We start from the raw sequence: 20937 nt of genomic DNA, 5'->3' as shown, positions 1-20937 counted from the left end.
CGGCGTCAGTCGCGCGAGTCGCGCGCCCCCGCCCACAGGTCGACGCCCGGCTCGTCGCGCGCGAGCTCGTCGATCGCCGCGAGCTCGTCGGCGCTGAACGAGAGGCCACCGAGCGCCGCGATGTTCTGCTCGAGCTGCTCGAGCCGCGACGCGCCGATCGTGAGCGACGTCATGCGCTCATCGCGCAGCGCCCACGCGAGCGCGAGCTGCGCGAGCGACTGCCCGCGCGACTCGGCGATGCCGGCGAGTCCGCGGAGTCGCTCGGCCGCCTCGGGCGAGAGGCTCGCGTCGAGCGATCCCCGCGCGCTGCCGAGCGCGGCCCGCGACCCCTCGGGCACCCCGTCGAGGTACTTGCCCGTCAGGAGGCCCTGCGCGAGCGCGGTGAAGCCGATGACCCCGATGCCGAGCTCGCCCGCGGCGTCGAGCAGCCCATCCGTCTCGATCCAGCGGTTGAGCATCGAGTACGACGGCTGGTGGATCGTGAGCGGCGTGCCGAGCGAGCCGAGGATCGCGTGCGCGCGGCGCGTCTCGTCGGCCGAGTAGCTCGAGACGCCGACGTAGAGGGCGCGGCCCGTGCGGACGATGTGGTCGAGGGCCGACATCGTCTCCTCGAGCGGCGTCTCGGGGTCGGGCCGGTGGTGGTAGAAGATGTCGACGTAGTCGAGCCCCATGCGCTGCAGCGACTGGTCGAGGCTCGCGACGAGGTACTTGCGGCTGCCGCCGAAGCCGTAGGGCCCGGGCCACATGTCCCAGCCGGCCTTCGTCGTCACGAGGATCTCGTCGCGGTGCGCGCCGAGGTCGCTCGCGAGCACGCGCCCGAAGTTCGACTCGGCGGCGCCGTAGGGCGGGCCGTAGTTGTTGGCGAGGTCGAAGTGCGTCACGCCGCGGTCGAAGGCGCCGAGGATGAGCTCGCGCTGCCGCTCGAGCGGCACGTCGTCGCCGAAGTTGTGCCACAGGCCGAGCGTGAGCGCCGGCAGCTTGAGGCCGGAGGAGCCGGCGCGGCGGTACTGCATCGCGCCGGGTCCGTCGGTGTCGTAGCGGGTGGGGTCGGGCTGCCAGCTCATCGTGCGGCTCCTTCGCGCTCGGCGAGCGCGGCGCGCGCGGCGGTCTCGGCGGCGACGAGCGACCGCGTCGCGCCGCGGAGGCCAACGGCAGCCGCGCACGCCGCCGCGCACGCGGGGCTGTGGAAGTCGATGCCGAGCTCGGCGAGCGCGTCGACGACGCGGCCCGCGACGAGCAGGTCGGCGGCGTTCGGGCGCAGGCTGCCGTCGCCCCAGCGGTCCCCCGCCGCGACGATCGCGATCGAGGCGCGGTCGCCGAGCCGCACCTGCTCGTCGAGCGCCGCCTGGGCGATGTCGGATGCGTTCGCGAGCGTCGCGTCGAGCACGAGCGTCGTGCGGGGCGCACGATCCTGCAGCTCGGCCGACTCGGGGCCCCGGTCGGCGTCCGCGATCACGATGACGTCGGCCGCGGCCGCGTCGATCCCGGCGGGGCCCCACTCGAGGGTCACCTGGTACTGCGCGCTCATGCGCCCAGCCTACGGAGCGCGACCCTGCGCATCCGCTCGGAATGGTCGCGAGTCAGCGCAGCGCGCCGCAGTGCGCGAGCGCCGCGCGCACGAGGCTGCCGCGGCCGCCCTCCATCTCGCTCGTGACGAGCTCGGACGCGGCGGCCTCGGGGCTCAGCCACGTGAGCTCGAGCGCGTCCTGCCGGGGGTCGCACGTGCCGGTGACGGGCACGATGTAGCACAGCGACACCGCGTGCTGGCGCTCGTCCGAGAAGATGCCGTCGCCCGGGAGCGGGAAGTACTCGGCGATGTGGAAGGGCACGGGGCTCGCGGGCAGCTGCGGGAACGCCATCGGCCCGAGGTCCTTCTCGAGGTGCCGGTAGAGCGCGTCGCGCACGCGCTCGCCGCGCAGCACGCGCCCCGAGACGACCGTGCGGGTCATGACGGCCTGCTCGTTCATGCGCAGCAGCAGCCCGACCTCCGTCACCTGCCCCATGCCGTCGAGCCGCACGGGGATCGCCTCGACGTAGAGGATCGGCAGGCGCTCGCGAGCGTGCTGCAGCTCCTCGTCGCTGAGCCATCCGGGGTTGGGGTCGGGAGTGCGCACGGCCATGCGCTCCATTGTGCCCCGGCCGACCTCCAGCCGCTCGGAGAGGGGCGGATGCGTCGGCGGCTACGGGCGCAGGCGCCGGCCCGAGCGGTCGGCCCAGCGCGCGAGCGCGAACCAGGCGGCGACGACGACGAGCGCGAGCACGACCGAGGGGATGTCGCCGAGCCGCGCGAACGCGCCGACCGGGTCGGGGTCGGGCAGCGCCTCGAGCAGCGTGCGCAGCGCGAGCGTCGTCGCGACCGCGAGCAGGCTGATGCGCCCGACGGCCGCGAAGGGCTCGGCGAGGGCGCCGAGGGTCGAGGTGCCGCCGCGCAGGTCGGTGTCGATGACCGGATGCGCGACCGTCGCGAGCACGGCGGCGAGCGTCGCGACGCCCAGGGTGAGCGGCGGCGTCCAGACCGCGACGGCCGGCTCGAGCGCCTGCTGCCCCCACATCGTGGGGGTGAAGTAGGCGATGACGCCGAGCACCGCGAAGAGCGTCGCGGCGAGCAGCCCGAAGCCGATCACGCGCGGCCGCTGGCGGCCCGTGACGCTGCGCGCGCGGAGGAAGCCGTGCACGAGCGCGGCGCCGGCCGCGGCGGGCACCGCGAGGCCGAGGCCCGCGACGACCGTCGTGACCGCTTGCACGACGAGCGGATCGGCGGACGCGCCCGCGGCAGCCGCGACACCGCCGACGACGAGCGTCGCGGGGCTGCACACGTCGCTGAGCGCACCGCACATGCCGCTCGCGAGCCACAGCGCGCCCGAGCCGATGAGCGCGACGATCGCGAGCGCCGCGACCCACCCCGACCAGCTGCGCGCGAGCCGCCCCAGGAAGCCGAGCGCCGCGATCGCGATCGCGAGCTGCACGAGCGGGCCGGTCACGGGCATCCGCTCGAGTCCGCCGAAGGTGCCGGCGCCCGGGTCGAACGGCACCCCCGCGGCGGCGCCGGCGATGAGCGCCGCGAGCGCCGAGAGCAGCAGGCCGAGGCCCAGGAGCAGCAGCGATCGCAGCGCGACCCGGCCGCCCGACGTCCAGTCGCGGTGCTGCGCCATCGCGAACGCGCAGCCCGCGATGAGCGCGAACGTCGGCATCGCGAGCGCGTCGATCCCGATCGCGCCCCACGGCTCCGAGGCGGGCACCGGGCGCCGGGGCGCGGCGAGCCACGCGACGGTCGCGAGCACGAGGAGGCCGCGGGCGGCGTCGAGCGAGACGACGCGGCCGATCCGCTTGCCGCGCGCCGGCCGCCGGGCAGGGCCGCGACCGCCGCGCCCGCCGGCCGCGGGCATGACGCGCGTGGTCGCCGATGTGCTCGTCACGGGTGCGCCTCCATGCTTCGAGGCTACTGTCGAGGGGAGCGGCGCGGCAGGCGCCCGAGAGGAGCGCGAGATGCAGCAGATCGACGCGGATGCGGTGCAGTGGCGGGACGGCACCGGTGACGAGCTGCTCGTGGTCATGCACGGCATCGGCTCGCACGAGGGCGACCTGTTCGGGCTCGCCCCGCACCTGCCGGCCGAGCTGACGATCGCGTCGCTGCGCGCGCCGATCCCCTACGGCGGCGGATTCGCGTGGTTCGACTTCTCGCCGATCGACAGCGACGACGACGCCCTCATCAACGCCACTGCCGAGGGCGTGCTCGCGTGGCTCGACGGGCTCGAGCGGCGCTACTCGCGCGTGCACCTGCTCGGCTTCTCGCAAGGCGGCGCCATGGCGGTGCAGCTCGCGCGGCTCGCGCCGGATCGGTTCGCGTCGATCGCCCACCTGTCGTCGTTCGTGCACGCGGGCGAGCTGCCCGGTGACGCCGAGCTCGCTGCCCGCGAGCCGCGGCTGCCGCTGCTCGCGACGATCGGCGAGCTCGACGACGTCATCCACAAGGACAAGATCGTCCGCTCGGCGCCGTGGCTCGACGCGCACTTCGACGTCGACCGGCGCACCTATCGGCGCGCGCACACGATCGTGGGCGAGGAGCTCGCCGACGTCGTCGACTTCCTGCGGCGGGTCTGAGCGCGCCGATCGAGCGTCCCGGCTCTCGGGCGGCGGGCGGCAGGATGGAGCCATGGAACGGTTCCGGCTGGGCGGCGTGCCGGGCGTGACGCCCGCGAAGTGGATGCGGGTGTGGGCCGAGCGCGTGCCCGACGTGCCGATCGAGCTCGTCGCGCTCGACGAGGCCGACGCGGTGCCCGCGCTGCGGGACGGCCGCGCCGACGCCGTCCTCGCGCGCCTGCCGGTCGAGGCGGAGGGCATGCACCGCGTGCCGCTCTACGACGAGCTCGCCGTCGTCGTCGCCCCCGTCGGCCACCCGATCGTCGCGTTCGAGACCGTCACGCTCGCCGACCTCGAGGGCGAGCGGCTGCTCGAGTCGGGCGACCTCTCCCCCGCGCAGCTGCTCGAGGTCGTCGCGGCCGGAGCCGGCCTCGCGATCGTGCCGATGTCGGTCGCGCGAGCGGTCGGCGGCCCGAACACCCGCCATCGGGTGGTGACGGATGCGCCCACCACGACGATCGCGCTCGTCTGGCCCGAGCACGCGGACTCCGCGCTGCACCAGGAGCTCATCGGCATCGCGAAGGGCCGTCGCGCGGGCTCCTCCCGCGGCCGCGATCGCGAGCACCGCGTCGAGCCCGGCAACGCCGCGACCGGCGCGAAGCCCCGCCCCTCGAAGCCGAAGCCCTCGCCCGCCCAGCGCCCGCGCAAGCGCGGCGGCCACGGCCGCGGCGGTCGCCCGGGCCCCGGCGGCCGCCGCTGACCCGAACCGCGCGACGCCCGCCCGCCGGGCCGTCGCAGAGTGCCGGCACTCTGCGCGCTGAGCGCCGCAGAACAGCAGAGTGGCGGCACTCTGCGGGCACCCGGCGCAGGAACGGCGAAGGCCCCGCGCTCTCGCTGAGCGCGGGGCCTCCCGCTGGCGGTGACGGTGGGATTTGAACCCACGGTGGAGGGTTACTCCACACGACTTTTCGAGAGTCGCACCTTCGGCCGCTCGGACACGTCACCAAGGGGATATCGTACACAGCCTCGGAGCCGCTCGCGAACCGGCGCCTGCCGTCAGGGCAGCAGCACCTTCACGCGGCGCACCTCGTGCAGCCCCTCCTCGACCTTCTCCCCGCCGTCGAGGTGCCAGCCGCGCGCGTCGTAGAACGCGGCGGCCCGCTCGTTGCCCGCGAGCATCCACAAGTAGGCGCTGCGGTGCCCATCGGCGATGAGCCGCCGCTCGACCTCCGCGAGCAGCGCCTTGCCGACGCCCCGCGACCAGCGCTCGGTGTGCGCGTAGATCGCGTAGAGCTCGCCCGTGACGCCGTCGAGCGGCTCGCGGGCCCTCCCGGCGCTCGCCCACCCGACCACCTCGCCGTCGGCGACCGCGACGAGGTCGTGGCTGCCAGCATCCGCGTGGTGCTCGTCCCACCGCTCGACGCGGTGCGCCGTCTCGCGCTGCACGTCCAGGCGGTCCAGCACCTCCTTCGGCACGAGCCCCGAGTAGGCGGCTCGCCAGGTCTCGATGCGCACGCGCGCGATGCCTGCGGCGTCGCCGATCGTGGCGTCGCGGACGTGCGCGGTCATGCGGCCTCCTCCGGTGCCGCGTCGATGACGCAGAAGCGGTTGCCCTCGGGGTCCTCCATGATCACGTAGTCGGCGTCCGGCGGTCGCTTCGACCACTCGACGCGACGGGCGCCGAGCGCCTCGAGCCGCTCGACCTCTGCCCGCTGGTCGTCGGCGTACAGGTCGAGGTGGATGCGCGGCGGCAGGATGCGCTCGCTCGGCACCGCGTCGAGGGAGACGTTGGGTCCCCCTCCCGATCGCGGTCGCAGCAGCGCGAAGTCGGGCTCGATCGGCTCGCGCGGCTCGTAGTCGAGCGCCGCGGCCCAGAAGCGCAGCTGGCGCTCCAGGTCGCTGCACCGGATCACGATCGAGCCGACGGTCAGCATGCCCGCGAGCGTAGTGGGTGAACGGGGCTCATGACCCGCGATCGTGCACACTCGCGCTCGCGTCGTCGACGGCATGTCGGCGGCGGCCGATAGCGTCGATCGCATGGCCAAGTCCCCCGCGTTCCGCTGCTCCGAGTGCGGGTGGACGACCCTCAAGTGGGTCGGGCGCTGCGGGGAGTGCCAGCAGTGGGGCACCGTCGAGGAGGTCGGCGTGCCCGCGAAGGGCGTCGCCGCGGCCTCGGTGCCCGCGTCTCGCGCGGCCCGGCCGATCACCGCGCTCGAGACGGCGGAGGCGCCGCGCTGGCCGACGGGCATCGCCGAGTTCGACCGCGTGCTCGGCGGCGGCATCGTGCCGGGCGCGGTCGTGCTGTGCTCGGGCGAACCGGGCGTCGGCAAGTCGACGCTGCTGCTCGCGGTCGCCGCGCGCGCTGCCTCGAGCGGCCGCCGCGTGCTCTACGTCTCGGGCGAGGAGTCGATCGCGCAAGTGCGGCTGCGCGCCGAGCGCACGGGCGCGCTCGAGCCGCAGCTCTACCTCGCGAGCGAGACCGACCTCGCGACGATCCTCGGCCAGCTGCGCGACACCGCCCCGGAGCTCGTGATCGTCGACTCCGTGCAGACGGTCGCGAACGCCGCGAACGAATCGCTCGCGGGCGGGCCGAGCCAGGTGCGCGACGTCGCCGCGGCGCTCACGCGGGCGGCGAAGGATGCGGGCGTGCCGCTGCTGCTCGTCGGTCACGTCACGAAGGACGGCTCGGTCGCCGGGCCTCGCGTGCTCGAGCACCTCGTCGACGTCGTCGCGCACTTCGACGGCGACCGGCAGACGGCGCTGCGCTTCGTGCGCACGTCGAAGAACCGCTTCGGGCCGACCGACGAGGTCGGCTGCTTCGAGATGACCGGCGAGGGCATCCTCGAGGTGCCCGACCCCTCCGGTCTCTTCCTCTCGCGCTCCGCGACGCCGCTCGCCGGCACGTGCGTGACGATCGCGCTCGAGGGCCGCCGCGCGCTCCCGGTCGAGATGCAGGCGCTCGTCGTGCCCGCGTCGACCGCCCAGCCCCGCAGGGTCGTGAACGGCGTCGACTCCTCGCGCGTCGCGATGGTCATCGCGGTGCTCGAGCGGCACGCCGGCATCGCCCTCGGCAACCAGGACGTCTACGTCTCGACCGTCGGCGGCATCCGCGTCACCGAGCCGGGCGCCGACCTCGCGATCGCGCTCGCGATCGCGAGCGCCTTCCGCAACACCGCGCTGCCCCGCGAGCTCGCCGCGGTCGGCGAGATCTCGCTCGCGGGCGAGATCCGGGCCGCCTCGGCGGCGAAGCGCCGAGCGGCCGAGGCGCGCAGGCTCGGCTACGCGCGGGTCGTCGACGAGGGTGTCGCACTCGTGCGCAGCGCCGTCACCGAGACGCTCGCGGCAGGGCGCCGCCAGCGGCAGCACGACCCGCTCGAAGCGGTCCCCGGCTTCTGAGCCGCGGGCCTCACTCGAGGATGAACTGCCGGCTCTCGGCGCTCGCGTAGTCGCCGACCCGCACGTTGAGGTTGTAGGCGGCACCGCCCGCCGTCACCTGCGAGCGCTCGGCCGTGCACGTCTCGATCGACGACGGAGTGCGGTCCCACTCGATCGGCACGGTTGACTGCGGCGTCGCGGGCTCGAGCTGCACCATGTTGTCCTGCACGTCGGCGGCGCAGTCGGTGTAGCGATAGACGACCTCATCGCCCGTGCGGATCTCGTACTCCTGCACGGCGGTGCCGGCGTTGAGCGAGCACGCGCTCTCCCCGGTGTTCTCGATCGTGAACGACAGCAGCACGGGCTCGCCGGCCGCGTACGTCGAGTGATCGGTCGTCGGCGTGATGCGCACGGCCTCGGGCGCGCACGGCTCACCCGGCGCGGCGCTCGGACTCCCACCGATCGGCGTGAACGGCGTCGTCGGGGTCGGCGTGGGCGCCGCCGACTCGGCGGGCGCGGCGCTCGCGCTCGCGCTCGGCGCGGTCGCGGGCGGCGGGGCCTCGTCCGCGGCCCACGGCCGCCAGACGAGCAGCGCGGCAGCGGCGACCGCGATGACGAGCACGAGGCCGAGCAACGTGCGACGCCGACGCACCGCGGCGCGGCGCTTGGCTGTCATCGGCGTGCTCACCGATCCAGGGTAGGCGTCGGACGCGGGCTCACAGCCGCTTGAGCATGCGTGTGTTGCCGAGGGTGTTGGGCTTCACGTGCGCGAGGTCGAGGAACTCGGCGACGCCGCCGTCGGCCGAGCGCAGCAGCTCGACGAAGACCTCGGGCTCGACGACCTGCTCGGCGACCTCCTCGTAGCCGTGCCGGCCGAAGAAGTCGGTCTCGAACGTGAGGCAGAACAGCCGCGTGAGCCCCAGCTGCCGCGCGCGCTCCTCGAGGTCGACGAGCATCGCGTGGCCGACGCCCTTGCCGAGCGCCCCCTCCGCGACGGCGATGGTGCGCACCTCGCCGAGGTCCTCCCACATGACGTGGAGCGCGCCGCAGCCCACCACGTGCCCGTCGCGCTCCGCGACGACGAACTCCTGCACGGCCTCGAAGAGCGTCACGAGCTCCTTGCCGAGCAGGATGCGTCGGCGCACGTAGGGCTCGATGAGGTCGCGCATCGCGCGCACGTCGCTCGTGCGCGCGGCCCGCACGGTGAGCTCGGAGCGATCGGGGGCAGGAGCGGGTGCGTCGGCCATAGGGATCGAGCCTACGCCCCTACCCGTTCGAGCCCACCCGCGCGCTGGAGCTCAAGCGACCCGATAGACGAGCCGCGCGAACTGCCCCACCCGACGCACCTCGACGAGCGTGAGCCGGTCGGACTCGACCCGGCGCGGCATGAGCGGCGCGCCGCTCGCGAGCGCGACGGGCGCGACCGAGATCGCGACCTCGTCGAGGGCGCCCGCGTCGAGGAACTGGCCGGCGAGGTCGCCGCCGCCCACGACCCAGATGTCGCCGTCGCCGGCCGCCGCCCGCAGCTCCGGCAGCGCGTCGGCGATCGAGCCCCGGAGGAAGCGGATGTCGGAACCCTCCGGCACGGGCATCTCGCGGCTCGTGAAGACGAACGCCGGCCGCGCGCCCGCGAAGTCGCGCCACTCCTGATCCCGCCACGTCGCGTGCCACTCGCGGAGCAGCCACTCGTAGGTGTGTGAGCCGAGCACCATCACCGTCGCGTCGGCCGGCAGCAGGGTGTCGTCGGGATCGGTGCCGCCGTCGACGGCGAAGAGCCACGCGAGCGAGTGCTCGTCGTCGGCGAGGAAGCCGTTGATGGTCGTCGCGGTGTCGAAGATGATGCGTGCCATGCGCGGGACGCTAGGGCGCACCGCCCACACGCGGGCGGAGCAGCAGCGCTGCACCTGTGCGCACCAGCAGCGTGCCGCCTGCGCAGCTTGCGAGGGACCTCCCCGGCCGTGTGCGGCAGCGCCCCCGAGCCCCTTGCGACGACCGACGATCGACGGCCGTGTAGGTCCGGTGAACATCCGTTCTCGATCCGGACATGGAAGAGGGGACCCCTCTCGGGATCCCCTCTCTCGCTGCACGGGTCAGGCCCCGGCGGGCGCGAGCTCCGGCTCGTGCGGCTCCGGCGACGTGTGGGTGAAGACGAACTCGTCGTCGACGAAGTCGACTGTGACGTGCTCCCCCGAGCCCAGCTCGCCGTGCAGGATCTTCTCGCTCAGCACATCCTCGACCTCGTGCTGGACCGCGCGGCGCAGCGGCCGAGCGCCGAGCGCCGGGTCGTGGCCGATGTGGATGAGCCGGCGCTTGGCCGCCTCGGTGAGCTCGATCGTCATGTCGCGGTCCATCAGTCGCTCTGCGAGGCGGCCGACGAACAGGTCGACGATCTGCAGCAGCTCGTCCGGGCTGAGCTGCGGGAAGACGATGATCTCGTCGACGCGGTTGAGGAACTCCGGCTTGAAGTTCTTCTTCAGCTCGTCGCGCACCTTGCCGCGCATCCGCTCGTAGTCGTTCTCGCTCGAGCCCTCGAGCACGAAGCCGACGGGCCCGCCCGAGATGTCCTTCGTGCCGAGGTTCGTGGTCATGATGATGACGGTGTTCTTGAAGTCGACCACGCGGCCCTGGCCGTCCGTGAGGCGGCCCTCCTCGAGGATCTGCAGCAGCGAGTTGAAGATGTCGACGTGCGCCTTCTCGATCTCGTCGAAGAGCACGACCGAGAACGGCTTGCGCCGCACCTTCTCGGTGAGCTGGCCGCCCTCCTCGAAGCCGACGAAGCCGGGAGGGGCGCCGAAGAGCCGCGAGACGGTGTGCTTCTCGCTGAACTCCGACATGTCGAGCGAGATGAGGGCGTCCTCGTCGTCGAACAGGAACTCGGCGAGCGCCTTGGCGAGCTCGGTCTTGCCGACGCCCGTGGGCCCGGCGAAGATGAACGACCCCGAGGGGCGACGCGGGTCCTTGAGGCCCGCGCGCTGCCGGCGGATCGTCTTCGCGAGCACGCTCACGGCCTCCTCCTGGCCGATGACGCGCTGGTGCAGCGCCTTCTCCATGAAGACGAGGCGAGCCGACTCCTCCTCGGTGAGCTTGAACACCGGGATGCCGGTCGCGTTCGCCAGCACCTCTGCGATGACGCCCTCGTCGAGGATGCCCGTGTGGCCGCCGTTGCCGGAGCGCCAGTGCTTCTCGAGCCGCAGCCGCTCGCCGAGCAGCTCCTTCTCCTCGTCGCGCAGGCGCGCAGCCGCCTCGAAGTCCTGGCCCTCGATCGCACCCTCCTTGCGGGAGCGGACGTCGGCGATGCGCTCGTCGAACTCGCGCAGCTCCGGCGGCGCCGAGAGGATCGACAGCCGCAAGCGGGCGCCGCCCTCGTCGATCAGGTCGATCGCCTTGTCGGGCAGGAAGCGGTCCTGCACGTAGCGGTCGGCGAGGTTCGCCGCAGCGACGAGCGCGCCGTCGGTGATCGTCACCTTGTGGTGCGACTCGTAGCGGTCGCGCAGGCCCTTGAGGATGTTGATCGTGTGGGCGACCGACGGCTCGTTGACCTGGATGGGCTGGAAGCGGCGCTCGAGCGCGGCATCCTTCTCGAAGTGCTTGCGGTACTCGTCGAGCGTCGTGGCGCCGATCGTCTGCAGCTCACCGCGCGCGAGGAGCGGCTTGAGGATGTTGGCCGCGTCGATCGCGCCCTCGGCGGCGCCCGCGCCGACGAGCGTGTGGATCTCGTCGATGAAGGTGATGATGTCGCCGCGCGTGCGGATCTCCTTCGTCACCTTCTTGAGGCGCTCCTCGAAGTCGCCGCGGTAGCGGCTGCCGGCGATGAGGCTGCCGAGGTCGAGCGTGTAGACCTGCTTGTCCTTGAGCGTCTCGGGCACCTCGCCCTTGATGATCGCCTGCGCGAGGCCCTCGACGACGGCCGTCTTGCCGACGCCGGGCTCGCCGATGAGCACAGGGTTGTTCTTCGAGCGGCGCGAGAGGATCTGCATGACCCGCTCGATCTCCTTCTCGCGGCCGATGACGGGATCGAGCTTGCCGTCGCGCGCGGCCTGCGTGAGGTTGCGCCCGAACTGGTCGAGGATCTGCGAGCCCTTGGCGTCGGACTGCTGCGTCGTGTCACCGCCGACCGTGGTCGACTCCTTGCCCTGGTAGCCGGCGAGGAGCTGGTTGACGGTCTGGCGCACCCGGTTGAGGTCGGCGCCGAGCTTCACGAGCACCTGGGCGGCGACGCCCTCGCCCTCGCGGATGAGGCCGAGGAGCACGTGCTCCGTGCCGATGTAGTTGTGGCCGAGCTGCAGCGCCTCGCGCAGGCTCAGCTCGAGCACCTTCTTGGCGCGCGGCGTGAACGGGATGTGGCCCGTCGTCTGCTGGCTGCCGGTGCCGATCATGTCCTGCACCTGCGCGCGCACGGCATCGAGCGAGATGCCGAGCTGCTCGAGGGCCTTGGCTGCGACGCCGTCGCCCTCGTGGATGAGGCCGAGCAGGATGTGCTCCGTGCCGATGTAGTTGTGGTTGAGCAGCTTCGCCTCTTCCTGAGCGAGCACCACGACTCGGCGAGCGCGGTCGGTGAACCTCTCGAACATCGCTGCCTCCCTTCGTTGATCTCGAGCGTAGCCGCGGGGTGGGGGACGCCGCGGCCGTGTTCGCTGTGGGCACGAACGACGGATGCGCGCGCTCCTCATGCTCACCGGAGCGGGCATCGCGAGCTGGACGCTCGGGACGGCCGCCGGGCGGATCGCGGAGCTCGTCGCGGGCGGTCCGGTGCGCGTGCGCGCGCAGCTCGCGGGCACCGAAGCGGTCGCCCGCATCGAGGCGAGAGCACCCGAGCTCCCGATCGAGGTCGAGACAGCGCATCTCCTCGTCGTCGACCCGGCGATGACGACCGTGGTCCCGCTCGTGCTCGGGCAGGTGCTGCTCGGGCTCGTCGTGCTCGCTGTCGTCGGCTGCCTGCTCGCGATCGCGACGAGCATCATGCGCGGCCGCGTCTTCAGCCGCGCCAGCACGAGGCTGGTCGGCGTCGCGGGCGCGGCCGCGCTCCTCGGCGCGTGGCTCGTGCCGCTCTGCTCGACCGTGGGCGCGAACGATGCGATCGCCCAGCTCTCCGCGGACGGCCTCGACAGCGCCGTGTTCACGGTCGAGCCTCTCGCCCTCCTGTCGATCGCCTTCGTCGTCGCGATCGCGGTCACCACGTTCGGCGTCGGCGCCCGCCTGCGGCGCTACACCGAAGGGCTCGTGTAGTGCCCGCGGAAGAGGACCTCTCCCGCCTGCACTGCCGCCTCGACGAGCTGCTCGAGGCGCGCGGGATGACGCTCACCGCGCTCGCCGAGGCGGTCGGCGTGAGCCTCGTCAACCTCTCCGTGCTCAAGAACGACCGCGCCCGGGCCATCCGCTTCTCCACCCTCATCGCGCTGTGCGATGCGCTCGAGTGCCAGCCGGGCGACCTGTTCGAGGTGCGCGCACATGGAACGCCTGGCTCGCCCCGATAGCCTCGGATCGACGTCGAAGGAGCCCGGTGAACGATCAGCCCGCCCAGCCCTGGGAGCAGCCGCAGCCCGTCCAGCCCGAGACCGGCCCCGAGCCTGCCCAGCAGGGCTACCCGCAGCCGAGCGCTGCGCAGCCGCAGTACGGCCAGCCGGTCCTCCCACCGGCGCCACTGGGCCAGCCCGGCTACGGCGGTTACGGCCTGCCCGCACCCCAGGGCTACGGGCAGCCGTCGTACCCGCCGCAGGGCTACGGCTACGCACCGCAGGGCTACGGCTACGCTCCGCCGCCCTCGAAGCCGGCGCTGCTGCCGGCCGCGCTGCCGATGCCCGATCAGGCGTACGCGACGGCGTTCCGCCCGCTGACCAAGCGCGTCGGCCGCTGGTTCCTCGCCTGGGCGATCGCGATCGGCTTCTTCGCCGCCGGGCAGATCGTCATGCTCGCGCTCATCATGCCCGGTCTCGTCGACGCGCTGCTGGACCTCGACCTCGCCGAGGCATCGACCAACCCGGAGTCCGCGGCCTTCGACGCGCTGTTCGAGGTCATCGGCTCGCCGCTCGGCATGGCGGGCGTCAATCTCTCGTGGGCCTCGATGATCCCAGGCGCGATCGTCGCGGCCTCCGCCTTCGGCAAGGGCGCCGGCGGCTACGTCTCGAGCGTCGTCGGCCGCTGGCGCTGGGGCACCGTCGGTCGCGCGGCGATCGTCATCCTGCCGATCTTCGCGATCTACATCGGCACGACGCTCACGCTCGACCCGAGCGTCGAGTGGCAGTGGAACCCCAACTGGGGGCTCGTCGCGATCATCCTGCTCACGACCCCGCTGCAGGCGACGGGCGAGGAGTTCGCCTTCCGCGGCTTCCTCACCCAGATGCTCGGCGGCTGGATCGCGAACCCCTGGGTCGCCTCGATCGGCATCGGGGCGCTCACGGGCCTCATCTTCGGCGCGGCGCACATGCATGCGTCGATCGCCGCGACGCTGCAACTCTCGCTCGTCGGCTTCACGTGCTCGATGCTCACGTTCCGCACCGGCGGCCTCGAGGCGGCGTCGGTGCTGCACACGGCGAACAACGTCTTCATCATGGTGCCGCTCGCGCTCACCGGCACGTCGGCGTTCTCGTCGCAGCCCGTCTCGGGCGAGGACTGGCTCTCGCTCGGCATCGCCGTGCTCGCGCTCGGCGCGAGCTACCTCGCGGTGCACTTCTTCCTGCGCAAGGAGCAGCGTTGGACGAAGGGCGCGCCGGGGGCCGAGCTGCTCGTGCCGCGAGCGCGGCTCGAGCCGCAGGTCGCGGCACCCGTCATGCGCTGACGCGGTCCGACGTCGGCGGTGGCCGGCGGCGCGGCCCGCGCGTCAGCGGGCCGGGTCGTCGGGCGACGGCGTCGACGCGGGTGCCGGCTCGGCCGGAGCCGGGCTCGGTGCGGACGCGGACGCATCCGCCGATCCCCGGGGCGGCAGACCGGCCTTCGCGCGCTCCTCGGCCTCGATGCGGTCGTACTCGAGCCGGGCGGTGCGGTCGCCGCGGATGATGTAGCGCAGCACCATCCAGAACAGCAGCCCGAGCACGATCGTCGGGATGAGCGAGAAGATCGCGTTCCCCCACCAGCTCTCAGGCATGCGGCAAGTCTACCGGCCCGCCGCGCGACCCGTTCTGCAGGCGATCCGGGGCGGTCGAGGGAGCATTCCCCTCGGCGGGCCCGGATCGCCTGCGAAACGGATAGCGGCGGGGGCCGCTACGTGAGCAGCTCGCGCACGCGCTCGCGGCCGATCGCGAGCAGGAGCGTCGGGATGCGGGGGCCCGTCTCGCGGCCGACGAGCAGCCGGTAGAGCAGCGCGAAGAACGCGCGCTGCGCGCCCGAGAGCTCCTTGTCGCCCTTCACGATCGCGTCGGGCTCGAGCCCGCGCTGCACCTTCGCGACGCCGTACGCCTGGTTCGTGAGCCCGTCGAGCGTCCACGCCTCCTCGATCGGCGGCAGGCCCCCGCCGCCGTCGAGCAGCAGCCGGAGCGCATCCCGCTCTCCCTCGGTGAGCGCGTCGAGCGCCTCGCGGTCGGGCTCGCCGCGCACGATCGTGTGCTCGTCGGCGGGCATGTGGGTCGCGACCCACGCCTCGACCCGGTCGAGCCGCGGGCGCAGCTCGTCGAGGTCGGTGATGGGGTCGTCGGCGTCGAGGCCGCGCAGGATCCGCAGGACCTGCGCCTCGTCGCCGAAGGTGATGTCGACCACGGATGCGAGGGTGCGGTAGGCGACCCGGCGCGGCGTCTCGAGGAGCCGCTCGTGCGCGGTGGAGGTCGCGCGCTCGAGCGCCGCGAGCTCGGCGGGCTGCGCGGTGCCGGCGGCGGCCTTCCGCGCGAGCGCGTCCCACTCGTCGTAGGTGCGCTGCAGCTCGGAGCCGAAGGCGACGTCGAAGGACTGGTTCATGCGGCGGCGGGCGTAGAGCCAGCGCAGCACCGGCGCCTCCATGACGGCGAGCGCGTCGGCCGGCACGGGCGCGCCGCCGCGCGAGGAGGACATCTTCGCGACGCCGCCGAAGCCGACGAACGCGTACATCGGGCCGAGCGGCCGCTGCCAGCCGAACACCGGCGCGAGCTCGAGCCCGACCTGGAACGACGAGCCGGGCGACTGGTGGTCGACGCCGCTCGGCTCGAACACGACGCGCTCGTACGCCCAGCGCATGGGCCAGTCGACCTTCCAGACGAGCTTGCCCGAGCGGAACTCGCGCAGCAGCACCGTCTCGCGGTGCCCGCACTGGCACGCGTAGGTCATCTCGGTCGAGTCGTCGTCGTACGCCTCGATGGTCGTGAGGTCCTTGCCGCAGCTCGTGCAGTAGGGCTTGTAGGGGTAGTACTCGGCACCGCCGGAGCCGTCGCTCTCGCTCGCCGCGCCCGAGGAGGCGTCGAGGGCGCGCTGCAGCTCCTCGTCCTCGTCCTTCGCGGCGGGCAGGGTGCGGAACTGCGCGAGGATCGCGTCGATCTCGCGGCGGTGGCGCATCGCGTGCAGGATCTGCTCGGTGTAGGCGCCCGCCCGGTACTGCTCGGTCTGGCTGATGCCGCGGTAGCGGATGCCCGCCTCGGCGAACGAGGCCTCCGCGGCGCTGCGGAAGTGCGCGGCCCACGACTCGTGCTCGCTCCCGGGCGGGGCGGGCACGCTCGTGAGCGGCTTGCCGATGTGCTCGGCCCACGAGTCGTCGACGCCCTCGATGCCGGCCGGCACCTTCCGGAAGCGGTCGTAGTCGTCCCAGCTGAAGATGTGCTCGGCCTCGATGCCGCGGCGCTGCAGCTCGTCGACGACGAGGTGCGGGCTCATGACCTCGCGGAAGTTGCCGAGGTGGATGGGGCCGGAGGGCGAGATGCCGGATGCCGCGACGGGCTTCGTGCCGCGCGCGGCGGCCTCGGCGACCACCTCGTCGGCGAGGCGCGAGACCCAGTCGGCGCGCTCGTGCTCGGCGGATGCGGCGGGTGCGTTCGGCGTCTCGGTCACGACTCCCGATCCTACCGAGCGCCGTCCGCCCGGGCGCCGGAGCGCATCCGCCGGCTCGCGCATCAGGAGATCTCGAACACCGCGTTGTCGATGAGGCGCACGCTGCCGACGCGGGCGGCGACGAGCACTTGCGCGCGGCCCCGGTGGTCGTCGGGGGCGTAGAGGAACGTCGCGGGGTCGACGACGGCGAGGTAGTCGAGCTCGGCGCCGGGCTCGCGCTCGAGCTCGGCGCGGGCGGCCGCGAGCATCGCCTGCACGCCCCGGTCGGCGGCGGCGCCGGCGGCCTCGAGCGCGCGGGAGAGCGCGAGCGCGTCAGTGCGCTCGGCGGGCCGCAGCAGCCGGTTGCGGCTCGAGAGGGCGAGGCCGTCGGGCTCGCGCACGGTCGGCACGCCGATGACGCGCACCGGCAGGTCGAGGTCGCGCACCATGCGGCGCACGAGGAAGAGCTGCTGCGCGTCCTTCTCGCCGAACACCGCGACGTCGGGCGTGATGATCGAGAGCAGCTTCGTCACGACCGTGAGCACCCCGTCGAAGTGGCCGGGGCGGCTGCTGCCCTCGAGCACCGTGCCGAGGCGGCCCGCGGTCACGAGCGTCTCGGAGCGGCCGCCGTCCGGGTACATCTCGTCGACCTCGGGCATGAAGAGCGCCTCAGCGCCGAGCACGATGAGCTGCGCGGTGTCGGTCTCGGGCGTGCGCGGGTAGCGGTCGAGATCCTCGTTCGCGCCGAACTGCATCGGGTTGACGAAGACGGAGGCGACGACGGTGTCGGCGTGCTCGCGCGCGGTGCGGACGAGCTCGAGGTGGCCCTCGTGGAGCGCGCCCATCGTCGGCACGAGCGCGACGCGGCGCCCGGCAGCGCGCTCGGCGGCGACGAAGTCGCGCGCCTCGTCGACGGTCGTGAGGCTCTGGATGGGCTCGGGCACCAGCCAAGGATAGGCGTCGGCGGGCGCTCGGCCGCTCCACGGGCGGGGTGCGCGGGCGCTCGACCGGCTCGGTGCGCCCCAGCGACCCGGCGTCCGGTCGGCCGCGCACCCGACCGGTCGAGTCGGGCTCAGGGCTCGAGCGGCGGGTCGGGATAGCGCGCGAGCGCCGTCTCGACCGCCGAGCGCACGACGCCGCCGAGCACGCGCCCGGGCCGCTCGACGCCGAGCTCGTGCAGCTGCCGCAGCGCCTGCGCGACGATCCCCTCGGCGAAGTCGCGAGCAGCGCCGATCGCCTCGGCGTACGCGGGCCGGTCGGCCTCGTCGACGACGATCGGCTCGGCACCCATCTCGACCGCGAGCGCCTGCCCGATGGGCAGCACGGGGCCCGGCGCGGTGACGGCGATCGTCGACTCGAGCAGTCGCGAGAGGTCGAGCGACGTGCCGGTGAACGACATCGCCGGGTGCAGCGCGATCGGGATCGCACCTCGCTCGCGCGCGGGCCGCAGCACCTCGACGCCGTGCTCGGCCGCGGTGTGCACGACGAGCTGCCCCGGCTGCCACGCGCCGGTGGCCGCGAGGCCCGCGACGAGGCCGGGCAGCTCGGCGCTCGGCACCGCGAGCAGCACGAGCTCGCTGCGCTCGACGAGCGTGGGGGTGTCGAGCATCGGCACTCCGGGCAGCAGCGCTTCCGCGCGGTCGATCGCGTCGGCGCCCGTGGCGACGATGCCGACGATCGCGTGACCGGCGCCTGCGAGCGCCGCCCCCAGCACCGGACCGACGCGGCCCGCGCCGACGACGCCGACGCCGAGGCGGCCGGGTCGGGCTGTCGCGTCCGCGGCGCTCACGAGCCGCTCCCGGCCGGGAGGTCAGCGCCCATGGCGAGGACGACGCCAGCGCGCGTCGGGGTCGGTCTCGTCGGGTCGGGATGCGTCGGGCGCGCTCGCGGGAGCCACCGGCGCGGCGGCGCCGGGCACGGACGGCGTCGCGGCCTGCTGCGGCGCACTCGGCGTCGCGCGCTGCGGCGGCCAGGGCTGCTGCGGCGCGGGCGCAGACGACCACTGCTGCGGACCCGCCGCGGGCGGCGCGGACTGCGGCTGCGGAGGTCCCCACTGCTGCTGCGGCTGCTGCTGCGCGGGCGGCCACGGCTGCTGCTGCCCGGGCGCAGGCGGCCACGCCTGCTGCTGCCCGGGCGCAGGCGGCCACGCCTGCTGCTGCGCCGGCGCAGACGGCCACGGCTGGTGCTGCTCCGCCCGCTGAGGCGGCCACGGCTGCCGCTGCCCCGGCACGGCCGCCCACCCGGCACCCGCAGGCGTCGAGGGCGCGTGCGGCTGCCCGCCGGCGCCGGGGCCGCTCGGCGGCGCCATGAGGCCGTCCTGCACCGCGGGTGCGGTCTCGAGCACGGCGTTGCGGGAGAGCGCGCTCGCCCACGACTCCGACGCATCCCGGTCGATCGCGACCTTGATCGAGCGCATCGCGTGCTCGAACAGCGTGCTCGCGTCGCCCTGGTCGAGCGCGCCGATGCCGGGCGAGAGCACCGTGTCGGGCACGTGGAGCTGCACGCGCGCGAGGCGGGCGAGCCCGTAGATCGGGCCCTGCTGCAGCGCGACCGACTGCACGCGCGCTTGCGGCACGAGGTGCATCGAGCGCCAGATGCGGCCGTGGCGCAGCAGGAACGCGGCGTCGTGCACGTGGAAGCCGTTGCGCTTGAGCGAGAACCACCGGAACGCGCGCGCTCGCGGCGGGCTGACGACGAACGCGTCGGGCGCCTGGCCGAGGAGCCCGGCGTCGATGAGCGGCGAGTGGGCGAGCTCGGGCAGCACGAGCCCCACGACGGTGCGCACGTCGCGCAGGTCGCCGACGGGCAGCAGATAGCTGGCCATCTGGCCGCTCCCGCCCTGCCCCGAGCCGTCGGGCTTCATCTTGCCGGCGCGCGTGAACGTCACCTGCCACCAGCCGAACGGGCGCCACAGGAGCGGCTGCTTGATCTGCAGCGCGAAGATGCGGCCCGGCGGGATGATCTCGGTCGTCGTCGACGCGAGGCCGTACGCGAGCCGGATGCCGTCGGGCGTCGCGGCGATCGAGTAGCGCAGCTTCGAGCCGAGCGACTTCATGCCGGCGGCGAAGAACGCGAACGCGCCCGGCAGGAGCGCGAACACCGCCCACCACTGCTGGAGGCCGACGATCACGACGAGCGTCACGACGAGGTAGAGCACCGCCCACACGATCGTGCCGTCGAGCAGCGACGAGAGCGCGATGCGCTGCATCGGGATGCGCACGAGCGAGTCGGGCGCGAGGTGGGCGATCTCGGCGTCCGGGCGCAGGATGTCGTCGACGACCGAGGCGCCCGCGGCTGCGCCGCGCTCGGCGGCGAGCCGCTCGGCGTCGGCGGCCGAGCGGCCCGACGCGCGATCCATGATCTGGTACCGCAGCGCATCCGCCACCGACGAGCTCAAGTAGTTGAGGTCGACGTTCGAGTCGTTGCCGGCCTGCTGCACCTCGAACTTGCACGCGCCGAGCAGCCGCGCGAACCACGGCTTCTGGATGTTGATGGCCTGGATGCGCGCGAGCGGCGCGCGTCGGTGCTTCTTGACGAGGATGCCCTGCTGCACCTCGACGGCGTCGCCCGTGATGCGGAAGCGGTGCACGCGCCACGCGACCCAGAAGAGCGCGACCGCCAGCACGACGAGCGCGATGACGCCGAGCAGCACCCACAGCAGCTGCTCGACGATGAAGTCGCCGAAGGGGTCGCCGTTGAACTCATCGAACTCGTCCGGCACGAACGCGGCGAGGAAGCGGTCGCGGAACGTCGAGATGAGGATGCCGAGCACGATGATGAGCGCGAGGCCGCCGCGCAGCAGCGGGGTCGCGGGGTGCAGCCGGTGCCACTCGCCGTCGACGAGCTCGATGGCCTTCCGGTGGGCCTGCTGCTGCGCGCTCGGGGCGGGTCCCCCACCCGGCTGCTGCTGCATGCCGAAGGCGGGCGGATGCGTCGGCGCGCCCTGCTGCTGCCAGTCCGGCGCCTGCTGCGGCGGCTGCCACCCCGCCTGCGGGTGCGAGCCGGGGCCTGGCTGCTGCGGGTCGGTCACAGGCCCGCCCGTCGCGACTCGGAGACGTCGACGAGGTGGTCGCGCAGCTCCTCCGCCGTCGAGCCGGGCATGCCGGGGATCGTGATCGCGCTCGACGCGGCCGCGGTGACGAACTTCAGGGTCTTGAGCCCGAACATCCGCTCGATGGGTCCCTGGGTGATGTCGACGATCTGCATGCGGCCGTAGGGCACCGCGACGAACCGGCGGAAGAGCATGCCGCGGCGCACGAGCAGGTCGTCGGCGCGCTGCAGGTAGCCGATCGTGCGCGTGCGCAGGAACGCCCACACGGCGCTCACGATCGAGAGCACGACGGCGGCCGCGATCGGGATCCAGCCCCACGGCATCGGCAGCTGCTGGTCGTTCGCGAACCAGATCGGCACGGTCACGCCGATGCCGAGCACCGCCCAGCCGATCACGCTGCCGATCGAGTCGACGAGGGCGTAGCGCATGCTGACGCGCTGCCACTCGCCGGGGACGTCCAGGCGCTCGGCCACAGTTCCTCCTCTGCCGGTTCCCCGGCGATCGATCCA

22 protein-coding genes and 1 tRNA gene are annotated in these 20937 nt (G+C 73.6%); 6 read left to right on the top strand and 17 right to left on the bottom strand.

Going from position 1 to position 20937, the window contains the following annotated elements; all coding sequences use genetic code 11:
• Positions 1-5: 5 nt before the first annotated feature.
• Genes mgrA through ACP7BI_RS03940 form a run of 4 tightly spaced genes read right to left on the bottom strand, consistent with a single transcriptional unit; the run spans position 6 to position 3416 of the window.
• The gene (gene mgrA / locus ACP7BI_RS03955) at positions 6-1064 is read right to left on the bottom strand and encodes an L-glyceraldehyde 3-phosphate reductase (RefSeq protein WP_425843896.1); all 1059 of its coding nucleotides are present in this window, start codon (positions 1062-1064) and stop codon (positions 6-8) included.
• Positions 1061-1528, bottom strand: coding sequence for a 2-phosphosulfolactate phosphatase (locus tag ACP7BI_RS03950; protein WP_425843894.1), 468 nt, complete (start codon positions 1526-1528; stop codon positions 1061-1063). The genes mgrA and ACP7BI_RS03950 overlap by 4 nt, the downstream gene beginning before the upstream one ends.
• A 52-nt stretch (positions 1529-1580) precedes the next feature.
• The gene (locus tag ACP7BI_RS03945; RefSeq protein WP_211446748.1) at positions 1581-2120 is read right to left on the bottom strand and encodes an NUDIX hydrolase family protein; all 540 of its coding nucleotides are present in this window, start codon (positions 2118-2120) and stop codon (positions 1581-1583) included.
• A 60-nt stretch (positions 2121-2180) separates the two neighbouring features.
• Positions 2181-3416 (bottom strand): hypothetical protein, encoded by a 1236-nt coding sequence (locus tag ACP7BI_RS03940; RefSeq protein ID WP_425843893.1) that lies wholly within the window; start codon positions 3414-3416, stop codon positions 2181-2183.
• A 70-nt stretch (positions 3417-3486) separates the two neighbouring features.
• Between ACP7BI_RS03940 and ACP7BI_RS03935 the strand changes: the two genes are divergently transcribed.
• Positions 3487-4101 (top strand): alpha/beta hydrolase, encoded by a 615-nt coding sequence (locus tag ACP7BI_RS03935; protein ID WP_425843891.1) that lies wholly within the window; start codon positions 3487-3489, stop codon positions 4099-4101.
• A 52-nt stretch (positions 4102-4153) separates the two neighbouring features.
• On the top strand, positions 4154-4840 hold the full coding sequence (locus ACP7BI_RS03930; RefSeq protein ID WP_425843890.1) for a LysR substrate-binding domain-containing protein: 687 nt from the start codon (positions 4154-4156) through the stop codon (positions 4838-4840).
• Between the two features lie 154 nt (positions 4841-4994).
• Here the strand turns inward: ACP7BI_RS03930 and ACP7BI_RS03925 are convergent.
• From ACP7BI_RS03925 to ACP7BI_RS03915, 3 genes are all read right to left on the bottom strand, one after another.
• A tRNA-Ser gene (locus tag ACP7BI_RS03925) sits at positions 4995-5085 on the bottom strand.
• A gap of 51 nt (positions 5086-5136) precedes the next feature.
• Positions 5137-5649, bottom strand: coding sequence for a GNAT family N-acetyltransferase (locus ACP7BI_RS03920; RefSeq protein WP_425843888.1), 513 nt, complete (start codon positions 5647-5649; stop codon positions 5137-5139).
• Positions 5646-6014 carry a VOC family protein gene (locus tag ACP7BI_RS03915; protein WP_425843886.1) on the bottom strand — a complete coding sequence of 123 codons (369 nt, stop codon included), beginning with the start codon at positions 6012-6014 and terminating at the stop codon, positions 5646-5648. Before ACP7BI_RS03915 ends, ACP7BI_RS03920 begins: the two co-directional genes overlap by 4 nt.
• Before the next feature lie 103 nt (positions 6015-6117).
• Between ACP7BI_RS03915 and radA the strand changes: the two genes are divergently transcribed.
• On the top strand, positions 6118-7476 hold the full coding sequence (gene radA, locus ACP7BI_RS03910; RefSeq protein WP_425843884.1) for a DNA repair protein RadA: 1359 nt from the start codon (positions 6118-6120) through the stop codon (positions 7474-7476).
• A 10-nt stretch (positions 7477-7486) separates the two neighbouring features.
• Here radA and ACP7BI_RS03905 read toward each other — a convergent pair whose 3' ends face one another.
• The 4 genes from ACP7BI_RS03905 to ACP7BI_RS03890 all read right to left on the bottom strand — a co-directional run bounded on the left by ACP7BI_RS03905 (position 7487) and on the right by ACP7BI_RS03890 (position 12026).
• Complete coding sequence (locus tag ACP7BI_RS03905) at positions 7487-8143, bottom strand: hypothetical protein (protein ID WP_425843883.1); 657 nt, start codon at positions 8141-8143, stop codon at positions 7487-7489.
• A gap of 28 nt (positions 8144-8171) precedes the next feature.
• Entirely contained in the window at positions 8172-8702 is a 531-nt protein-coding gene (locus ACP7BI_RS03900; protein WP_425843882.1) for an amino-acid N-acetyltransferase, read from the bottom strand.
• 51 nt (positions 8703-8753) lie between these two features.
• On the bottom strand, positions 8754-9305 hold the full coding sequence (locus tag ACP7BI_RS03895; RefSeq protein WP_425843880.1) for a dihydrofolate reductase family protein: 552 nt from the start codon (positions 9303-9305) through the stop codon (positions 8754-8756).
• Positions 9306-9545: 240 nt separating this feature from the next.
• The gene (locus ACP7BI_RS03890; RefSeq protein ID WP_425843879.1) at positions 9546-12026 is read right to left on the bottom strand and encodes an ATP-dependent Clp protease ATP-binding subunit; all 2481 of its coding nucleotides are present in this window, start codon (positions 12024-12026) and stop codon (positions 9546-9548) included.
• A gap of 82 nt (positions 12027-12108) precedes the next feature.
• Between ACP7BI_RS03890 and ACP7BI_RS03885 the strand changes: the two genes are divergently transcribed.
• Genes ACP7BI_RS03885 through ACP7BI_RS03875 form a run of 3 tightly spaced genes read left to right on the top strand, consistent with a single transcriptional unit; the run spans position 12109 to position 14230 of the window.
• Positions 12109-12681, top strand: coding sequence for a hypothetical protein (locus ACP7BI_RS03885; RefSeq protein WP_425843877.1), 573 nt, complete (start codon positions 12109-12111; stop codon positions 12679-12681).
• Positions 12681-12929 (top strand): helix-turn-helix domain-containing protein, encoded by a 249-nt coding sequence (locus ACP7BI_RS03880; RefSeq protein ID WP_425843876.1) that lies wholly within the window; start codon positions 12681-12683, stop codon positions 12927-12929. The genes ACP7BI_RS03885 and ACP7BI_RS03880 overlap by 1 nt, the downstream gene beginning before the upstream one ends.
• 26 nt (positions 12930-12955) lie before the next feature.
• Positions 12956-14230, top strand: coding sequence for a CPBP family glutamic-type intramembrane protease (locus ACP7BI_RS03875; RefSeq protein WP_425843874.1), 1275 nt, complete (start codon positions 12956-12958; stop codon positions 14228-14230).
• Positions 14231-14272: 42 nt separating this feature from the next.
• Here ACP7BI_RS03875 and ACP7BI_RS03870 read toward each other — a convergent pair whose 3' ends face one another.
• The 6 genes from ACP7BI_RS03870 to ACP7BI_RS03845 all read right to left on the bottom strand — a co-directional run bounded on the left by ACP7BI_RS03870 (position 14273) and on the right by ACP7BI_RS03845 (position 20901).
• On the bottom strand, positions 14273-14536 hold the full coding sequence (locus ACP7BI_RS03870; RefSeq protein ID WP_425843873.1) for a hypothetical protein: 264 nt from the start codon (positions 14534-14536) through the stop codon (positions 14273-14275).
• 116 nt (positions 14537-14652) lie between these two features.
• On the bottom strand, positions 14653-16398 hold the full coding sequence (locus tag ACP7BI_RS03865) for a lysine--tRNA ligase (protein ID WP_425843872.1): 1746 nt from the start codon (positions 16396-16398) through the stop codon (positions 14653-14655).
• Between the two features lie 62 nt (positions 16399-16460).
• Positions 16461-17321 carry a pantoate--beta-alanine ligase gene (gene panC / locus ACP7BI_RS03860; RefSeq protein WP_425843871.1) on the bottom strand — a complete coding sequence of 287 codons (861 nt, stop codon included), beginning with the start codon at positions 17319-17321 and terminating at the stop codon, positions 16461-16463.
• Between the two features lie 128 nt (positions 17322-17449).
• Positions 17450-18166: a DUF2520 domain-containing protein gene (locus ACP7BI_RS03855; RefSeq protein ID WP_425843870.1), complete on the bottom strand. Its 717-nt coding sequence runs from the start codon at positions 18164-18166 to the stop codon at positions 17450-17452.
• Between the two features lie 21 nt (positions 18167-18187).
• Positions 18188-20407 carry a PH domain-containing protein gene (locus tag ACP7BI_RS03850; protein ID WP_425843869.1) on the bottom strand — a complete coding sequence of 740 codons (2220 nt, stop codon included), beginning with the start codon at positions 20405-20407 and terminating at the stop codon, positions 18188-18190.
• Entirely contained in the window at positions 20404-20901 is a 498-nt protein-coding gene (locus ACP7BI_RS03845; RefSeq protein WP_425843867.1) for a PH domain-containing protein, read from the bottom strand. Before ACP7BI_RS03845 ends, ACP7BI_RS03850 begins: the two co-directional genes overlap by 4 nt.
• Positions 20902-20937: the final 36 nt, after the last annotated feature.

Origin of the sequence: Agrococcus sp. TSP3-2-1, assembly GCF_049897585.1 — a bacterium.
In the GTDB taxonomy this organism is placed as follows: domain Bacteria; phylum Actinomycetota; class Actinomycetes; order Actinomycetales; family Microbacteriaceae; genus Agrococcus.
This window is presented reverse-complemented; position numbering and strand designations above follow the sequence as displayed.

Excerpts from the sequence above, each read along its gene's own strand:
- mgrA (WP_425843896.1), bottom strand. The coding sequence starts at position 1,064 with ATGAGCTGGCAGCCCGACCCCACCCGCTACGACACCGACGGACCCGGC.
- ACP7BI_RS03950 (WP_425843894.1), bottom strand. The coding sequence starts at position 1,528 with ATGAGCGCGCAGTACCAGGTGACCCTCGAGTGGGGCCCCGCCGGGATC.
- ACP7BI_RS03945 (WP_211446748.1), bottom strand. The coding sequence starts at position 2,120 with ATGGCCGTGCGCACTCCCGACCCCAACCCCGGATGGCTCAGCGACGAG.
- ACP7BI_RS03935 (WP_425843891.1), top strand. The coding sequence starts at position 3,487 with ATGCAGCAGATCGACGCGGATGCGGTGCAGTGGCGGGACGGCACCGGT.
- ACP7BI_RS03930 (WP_425843890.1), top strand. The coding sequence starts at position 4,154 with ATGGAACGGTTCCGGCTGGGCGGCGTGCCGGGCGTGACGCCCGCGAAG.
- ACP7BI_RS03920 (WP_425843888.1), bottom strand. The coding sequence starts at position 5,649 with ATGACCGCGCACGTCCGCGACGCCACGATCGGCGACGCCGCAGGCATC.
- ACP7BI_RS03915 (WP_425843886.1), bottom strand. The coding sequence starts at position 6,014 with ATGCTGACCGTCGGCTCGATCGTGATCCGGTGCAGCGACCTGGAGCGC.
- radA (WP_425843884.1), top strand. The coding sequence starts at position 6,118 with ATGGCCAAGTCCCCCGCGTTCCGCTGCTCCGAGTGCGGGTGGACGACC.
- ACP7BI_RS03900 (WP_425843882.1), bottom strand. The coding sequence starts at position 8,702 with ATGGCCGACGCACCCGCTCCTGCCCCCGATCGCTCCGAGCTCACCGTG.
- ACP7BI_RS03895 (WP_425843880.1), bottom strand. The coding sequence starts at position 9,305 with ATGGCACGCATCATCTTCGACACCGCGACGACCATCAACGGCTTCCTC.
- ACP7BI_RS03890 (WP_425843879.1), bottom strand. The coding sequence starts at position 12,026 with ATGTTCGAGAGGTTCACCGACCGCGCTCGCCGAGTCGTGGTGCTCGCT.
- ACP7BI_RS03885 (WP_425843877.1), top strand. The coding sequence starts at position 12,109 with ATGCGCGCGCTCCTCATGCTCACCGGAGCGGGCATCGCGAGCTGGACG.
- ACP7BI_RS03870 (WP_425843873.1), bottom strand. The coding sequence starts at position 14,536 with ATGCCTGAGAGCTGGTGGGGGAACGCGATCTTCTCGCTCATCCCGACG.